1 protein-coding gene and 1 pseudogene are annotated in these 1,946 nt (G+C 43.4%); both read left to right on the top strand.

All coding sequences use genetic code 11. From position 1 onward, the window contains the following. Nucleotides 1–879 (top strand): MFS transporter (locus SD31_RS13985; RefSeq protein ID WP_039054571.1); only part of this gene is annotated, 879 nt, incomplete at its 5' end. A 45-nt stretch (nucleotides 880–924) separates the two neighbouring features. After that, nucleotides 925–1,946: pseudogene (locus tag SD31_RS13990) on the top strand (GMC family oxidoreductase N-terminal domain-containing protein); the annotation flags it as partial.

Here is a 1,946-nt window from a genome sequence, read left to right on the forward strand (position 1 = left end):
TCTTTCCGTCAGATGACCAATCCAGAAAAGGAATTTTCCATCATACGTCTTTTCGGCACCATAGGATGGATTGTAGCAATGTCTATAAGTTATATTTTCAAGTGGGATACGGAAGAAGCTATAGGGCAGGGTATGCTTAGAAATACCTTTTTGTTGGCTTCGGTAGCGTCATTGGTGTTAGGCTTGTTTAGCTTCCTGCTGCCAAAAACACCTCCGGTGAAGGTGGAAGGAGCAGAGAAGAAAACTATATCACAGATTTTAGGGTTGGATGCCATCGCACTATTGAAAGACAGAAACTTTTTAGTGTTCGTGGTCTCTTCAGTACTTATATGCATCCCTCTGGCATTCTATTACCAATATGCTAATCAATTCTTGACGGAGGTGGGGATGTCTAACCCTACGGGTAAGATGACGATAGGACAGATTTCTGAAGTGTTGTGCTTATTATTGCTTCCTGTGTTTTTTACCCGTTTTGGTTTCAAGAATACCATTGTTGTAGGTATGTTGTGCTGGGCCTTGCGCTATCTGCTGTTTGCTTTCGGTAATCCTGGCGAACTGGCTTTTATGTTGATTATCGGTATAGCTCTTCATGGCATCTGTTACGACTTTTTCTTCGTGTCGGGACAGATTTACACCGATTCTAAGGCAGGTTTACAGCATAAGAGTGCGGCACAAGGACTTATCACGTTGGCAACCTACGGCTTAGGCCAACTTATAGGCTTCTGGGTTGCAGGTTATGTGAGCGATATGTATGCTGAGGTGAAGTCTTCCAGCATTCCTGCATTCTGGAATCAGCTGTGGATAGTACCAGCAGCCATAGCTTTCATTGTGATGATCATATTTATTATTTTCTTCAAAAACGAAGAAAATATCGGCTAACGTAAAATAAATGTATTACTAATTATAAATCTTAAGGTTAAAAAGATGGTAGAGAACAATGTTTATGATGCTATAGTAGTAGGTTCAGGTATTAGTGGGGGATGGGCAGCAAAAGAATTAACCGAAAAAGGGTTGAAAACCATAATGTTGGAAAGAGGTCGTAATGTAGAACATATCAAGGACTATCATGCGACAACAAAAGACCCATGGGAATTCCCTCATGCCGGAGGCCGAACACAGCAGATGATTCAAGACTATCCTGTGTTGAGGAGAGACTATCCGCTGAATGAGAAAAACTTGGACTTCTGGGTGAATGAAAAGGAAAGTCCCTATGTGGAAATCAAACGTTTCGACTGGTATAGAGGCTATCATGTAGGAGGACGTTCCCTCATGTGGGGAAGACAGTCATACCGCCTCGGTGATTTGGATTTTGAGGCTAACTTACGTGATGGCCACGGTGTGGATTGGCCTATACGCTATAAAGATATTGCGCCATGGTATAGCTATGTGGAGAAGTTCGCCGGAATTTCGGGAAACCGCGACGGAGTACCAACCTTGCCGGACGGTGATTACCTTCCTCCAATGCCGATGAACGTCATCGAGCGTGACTTGGCTGCACGTATCCGCAAACTCTATGATGGAAAAAGATATTTCATCATAGGTAGAACTGCTAATATCACGGTACCTCACAACGGACGTGTAAACTGTCAATACCAAAACAAATGCTGGTTGGGATGTAATTTTGGGGCATATTTCAGTACCCAGTCTTCAACTTTGCCGGCAGCAGTGAAAACCGGAAACCTGACATTGAGACCTTATTCCATCGTTACAAGAATCATTTACGATAACGGACACCCAGAAGGCTAAAGGTGTGGAAGTGTTGGATGCCGAAACAAACCAAACGTTATGACAGTATTATTCGCAAAAGTGATTTCCTACTGTGCTCGCACTGAATTTCTACTTGGAATTTTGATGAATTCCGGCTACCGATGATCGTGGAGGTGGATTGGCGAGTAGCTAGGTGTGAGCTCGGTCACAACCTTATGGACCACCACTTCCGTTGTGGA

The sequence above is a fragment of the Sphingobacterium sp. T2 genome (assembly GCF_000814685.1).
GTDB lineage: Bacteria > Bacteroidota > Bacteroidia > Sphingobacteriales > Sphingobacteriaceae > Sphingobacterium > Sphingobacterium thermophilum.